Source organism: Okeania sp. SIO2F4, assembly GCF_010672385.1.
GTDB lineage: Bacteria > Cyanobacteriota > Cyanobacteriia > Cyanobacteriales > Microcoleaceae > Trichodesmium.
This window is the reverse complement of sequence record NZ_JAAHGT010000075.1, coordinates 1-4,730: the sequence shown is the minus strand read 5'-3', so window position 1 is coordinate 4,730 and position 4,730 is coordinate 1. Positions and strand designations below refer to the sequence as shown.

General features: G+C 34.1%; 3 protein-coding genes. All 3 read right to left on the bottom strand.

Annotated features, from left to right (window positions below; genetic code table 11):
- Nucleotides 1-138 precede the first annotated feature (138 nt).
- The 3 genes from F6K22_RS07420 to F6K22_RS07410 all read right to left on the bottom strand — a co-directional run bounded on the left by F6K22_RS07420 (nt 139) and on the right by F6K22_RS07410 (nt 4,266).
- The gene (locus tag F6K22_RS07420; protein ID WP_293095277.1) at nt 139-378 is read right to left on the bottom strand and encodes a hypothetical protein; all 240 of its coding nucleotides are present in this window, start codon (nt 376-378) and stop codon (nt 139-141) included.
- Between the two features lie 441 nt (nt 379-819).
- Nucleotides 820-1,059 carry a hypothetical protein gene (locus F6K22_RS07415; protein WP_293095277.1) on the bottom strand — a complete coding sequence of 80 codons (240 nt, stop codon included), beginning with the start codon at nt 1,057-1,059 and terminating at the stop codon, nt 820-822.
- 1,056 nt (nt 1,060-2,115) lie between these two features.
- A complete protein-coding gene (locus F6K22_RS07410; protein ID WP_293095275.1) occupies nt 2,116-4,266 on the bottom strand; it encodes a Tex family protein in 2,151 nt (716 codons plus the stop codon).
- Between the last annotated feature and the right edge of the window lie 464 nt (nt 4,267-4,730).

Below are 4,730 nucleotides of genomic sequence, written 5' to 3'. Positions count from 1 at the left end.
ATAGAAATTAGCAATCAGTAATTAGTTTGAAAATTGTATAGGGGACTTTAACTCCCGAATTTTAGCTGAATACTGAATGCTAGTAAAAAAATGGTTTGTTGATAGCTACCTTAGCAATAGCTATAGTTTTGTTAGAACCTATCCTGCTTCTATAGTGGATAACCCCTGTTTGTGATACCCATTTTTAGAAAGACAAGTGGGTTCAGTTGCTCCTATTGATGGATTGAGTTGAATATTTGGTTCGAGATTAACATTTAATGTTTCTCTTGCAGGTTGAGCGGATTTAATTTTCACTATCGGAGTAATTGTTACGGGAACCTTTAAGTTAATAGAAAACTCAAATTCACAGCCACAATCATGGGAATTATATGTAGACATAATTTGTCATCCTTTTGTGTTTTGTTTATCAGTAAGGAATGAGAATTAAATCAAGTACAGAACTTTTTTTCAGAATTCATACGGTATGGAACTTAGGCAATTTAACTTATGTAGATAATAAAATTCTCATTCCTAATCGAACATAAGTCGCTGTATTAAGAAGCTTAAGTTAATTCCAGTTTATGAGAAGGTTTAAACTGTCTTTAGTCTGTACACTTTTAAGACGATTCCAGAGAACCAATTCTGAATTTTTCGAGTTAGAGACCGTTTTTTCCAAAAGTCCTATCTAGTTAACTTCAGCAGATAGAAATTAGCAATCAGTAATTAGTTTGAAAATTGTATAGGGGACTTTAACTCCCGAATTTTAGCTGAATACTGAATGCTAGTAAAAAAATGGTTTGTTGATAGCTACCTTAGCAATAGCTATAGTTTTGTTAGAACCTATCCTGCTTCTATAGTGGATAACCCCTGTTTGTGATACCCATTTTTAGAAAGACAAGTGGGTTCAGTTGCTCCTATTGATGGATTGAGTTGAATATTTGGTTCGAGATTAACATTTAATGTTTCTCTTGCAGGTTGAGCGGATTTAATTTTCACTATCGGAGTAATTGTTACGGGAACCTTTAAGTTAATAGAAAACTCAAATTCACAGCCACAATCATGGGAATTATATGTAGACATAATTTGTCATCCTTTTGTGTTTTGTTTATCAGTAAGGAATGAGAATTAAATCAAGTACAGAACTTTTTTTCAGAATTCATACGGTATGGAACTTAGGCAATTTAACTTATGTAGATAATAAAATTCTCATTCCTAATCGAACATAAGTCGCTGTATTAAGAAGCTTAAGTTAATTCCAGTTTATGAGAAGGTTTAAACTGTCTTTAGTCTGTACACTTTTAAGACGATTCCAGAGAACCAATTCTGAATTTTTCGAGTTAGAGACCGTTTTTTCCAAAAGTCTTTCATTAATTGATAATTGATAATGGATAATTGATAATTACCTCTGGTTAAAACCGCTCTTGATTGAATATTGGGAAATTCAAGAGCACTTTTTTTCCCCTTAAAAGGGGAGGCTTTAAACCAGAATTAATTAATTAATTAATTAATAATTCGGGAACGAAATGTTAATGCACTTCATACCCTTGAAATTGCTTCCTTCCACTCCGTTCCAGTCGCTTCGGACGTAGTTTTCAATAATTAATAATTACCTCTTCTTAAAAACGGATAGGATTGGTTAAAAGGAAATTTTTTTCTTCTCTTGGTCGATTGGATATGGCGTTAGCGCAGCGGCTCTGTCAAGAGCGGGAAACCTCGCCATCCCATCCTGACGGAATGCTCCGCAAACGACCGCTTTTTTCTCCCTGAAAGGAGAGGCTTTAAACCTTAATTTTTCGGTAAATTTTCCCACCTACCTACTTATACCAATTCTCAAAAACTTTGCTATACTTGGAATTTATATTTCTAAATACTATTTATTGACGTGATATAAGTATTTAATAATATTTGTTATTTTTATGGTTATTTTGGCAGTTTCCAACTGCAGCATTACTTTTGAGAGATGGTATTATCCCTTAGTTCAGCAACGCCTAAAATGCGCCAAAGTTTGCCACATTAGTAACTATTCCTTCTAACTCCATAGCAAGTCAAATACTTATTTTATTGCTAGAGCAAAACTACGAGCTTACTACAGATTATTAAATATTACCCGCAGCAAGCAATCGTCTCTAACGCCACCTAATTTCGCATAGATAAACCAATTCGCTTCAACTTTTCATTTACTTCTAAAACTCGCACTTTTACTACTTGCCCAACTTTCACAACTTGCTTCGGATCTTTAACAAAATAATCTGCTAATTGAGAAATATGTATTAATCCATCTTGATGCACTCCCACATCAACAAATGCACCAAAATTTGCCACATTAGTAACTATTCCTTCTAACTCCATTCCTACTTCTAAATCGCTAATTTCTTTAATGCCTTCTCGAAAAGTTGCATACTTAAATTCTGCTCTGGGGTCGCGCCCTGGTTTTTCTAATTCACTGATAATATCTTTCAGGGTTGGTTCCCCAATTTTGTTAGTCACATACTTTTTTAAATCCAGAGATTTTATCCGATTAGATATTTGGTTAATCTGATTTATCGAGACGCCTAAATCTTGAGCGATCGCCTCAACTACTGAATAACTTTCTGGATGTACTGCCGTATTATCTAAAGGATTTTTACCACTACGAATCCGCAAAAATCCAGCACAAAGTTCAAAAGTTTTTCCACCTAATTTTGACACTTGTAAAATTTCCTGACGACTTTGAAAAGCTCCATTTTCATTCCGATATTTAACTAAATTTTTTGCCACAGTAGAACTCATACCAGAAACAAAAATCAACAGTTCTTTGGAGGCAGTATTCAAATCTACTCCCACATAATTCACACAACTTTCTACTGTCTCATCTAACTTTTTTTTCAACAACTTTTGGTCTACATCATGTTGATATTGACCGACTCCAATAGACTTCGGTTCTATTTTGACAAGTTCTGCTAAAGGGTCTTGTAAACGTCTGCCAATACTAATGGCTCCTCGAACTGTAATATCTAATTCTGGAAATTCTTCTATTGCTACTTTAGAAGCAGAATAAATTGAGGCTCCAGATTCATTAACTATAACTTTTATTGGCTTTTTATCCAAAGTCGAAATTACTTCAGTCATAAATTCATCAGTTTCTCTTCCTGCCGTACCATTACCAATAGCAATTAGTTCAATTTTGTACTTTTGAATTAACTGGTTAATCGTTGTAATAGCTTGTTGTTTTTTTGCTGCAGATTGATGGGGAAATATAGCTTGATATTTTAAGAATTTACCCGTTTCACCTAACACCGCAACTTTACACCCGGTTCTAAATCCTGGATCGATTCCTAAAGTTGGTTTCATTCCCGCAGGAGGAGATAATAATAATTCTCTAAGATTAGTTTCAAAAGTTTTAATTGACTCAATATCTGCCTCAGCTTTCTTTTGGGTTCTCACTTCATTTATCAGGGAATTTTTCATCAAACGATTAAAAGCATCTTTGAGCATTTCCTGATAAAAAAATCTGATTTCTTTAACTCTGGTGCGAATTTCTGAATCTGCCAAATAACCCAGAATAAACTCCCGGTCAAAATCCAGTTCTAAATTTAATACCCCTTCGGTTTCTCCTCGTAACAAAGCCAACATATTATGAGGAGCAATATCTTTAATATTTACCTGAAAATTTCGGTACATTTCAAATTTAGTCGTACCTTCTGGGTAATCATCTTTTATTTTGGAAGTAAAACAACCAGAGTTGAGAAAATATTCTCTAACATAAGTTCGTAACTCTGCCTTTTCTGCCACTGCTTCTGCCAAAATATCAGATGCTCCTTGCAAAGCATCTTCTACATTTTTGACACCTTTTTCCTCAACAATATATTTAACCGCTTCTTGTTCAATAGATATAATTTTTGCCTGGGGATGATTCAGAGATTTGATAAATTCTGCCAAAGGTTCTAAACCTTTTTCCCTAGCAATAGTTGCCCTAGTTCGGCGCTTAGGTTTATAGGGAAGATAAAGGTCTTCTAATTCTGTTTTTTGTAAACAAGACTCTATTTTTTCCTGTAATTCGTCCGTCAGTTTGCCAGTTTCAGCAATTGCTTTTAAAATTACCTTTTTTCTTTCTTCTAGTTCCTGAAGATAAGTAAATCTATCCCAAATATTCCGCAGTTGAATTTCATCAAGGGAGCCAGTATATTCTTTTCGATAACGAGCAACAAAGGGAATAGTTGCTCCTCCACTTAAAAGTTCCAGAGCATTTTTAATACTTTTAGGATTTATCTTTAATTCTTGAGCTAGGGTTTTATTGATGTCCAACATAAGCTATCTAGATAAATAGAATTTTTAATTATTTTATACCAAATATAAATCCTAAGTAGATTGTAATATTTTATCGTAAGGTTTTAGTTTCCAAACTCAAGGGAAAATGGGATGAGGTTTATTTTATTTTCAAGTTTCGTTCTCCCAACCCAAGGAAAAATTTGATTCGCTTCCCAGATTTTCTCCTAAAATTTCCTTCTCCTAAGCAGAACAAAATATGATTCGCTTGTCAGATTTTTTCCTAAAGTTTCCGTCTCCTAAGCAGAACTAAAATTCGATTCGGTTGCCAGATTTTCTCCTTAAGTTTACGTCTCCCAAACAAAAAAAATCGGATTCGGTTGCCAGATTTTCTCCTTAAGTTTACGTCTCAAAACCTAAGCAAAAACTTGATTCGGTTGCCAGATTTTTTCCTAAAGTTTACGTCTCAAAACCCAAGCAAAAATTTGATTCGGTTGCCAGATTTT

Coding starts and splice junctions, on each gene's coding strand:
- F6K22_RS07420 (WP_293095277.1), bottom strand. CDS start 378: ATGTCTACATATAATTCCCATGATTGTGGCTGTGAATTTGAGTTTTCT.
- F6K22_RS07415 (WP_293095277.1), bottom strand. CDS start 1,059: ATGTCTACATATAATTCCCATGATTGTGGCTGTGAATTTGAGTTTTCT.
- F6K22_RS07410 (WP_293095275.1), bottom strand. CDS start 4,266: ATGTTGGACATCAATAAAACCCTAGCTCAAGAATTAAAGATAAATCCT.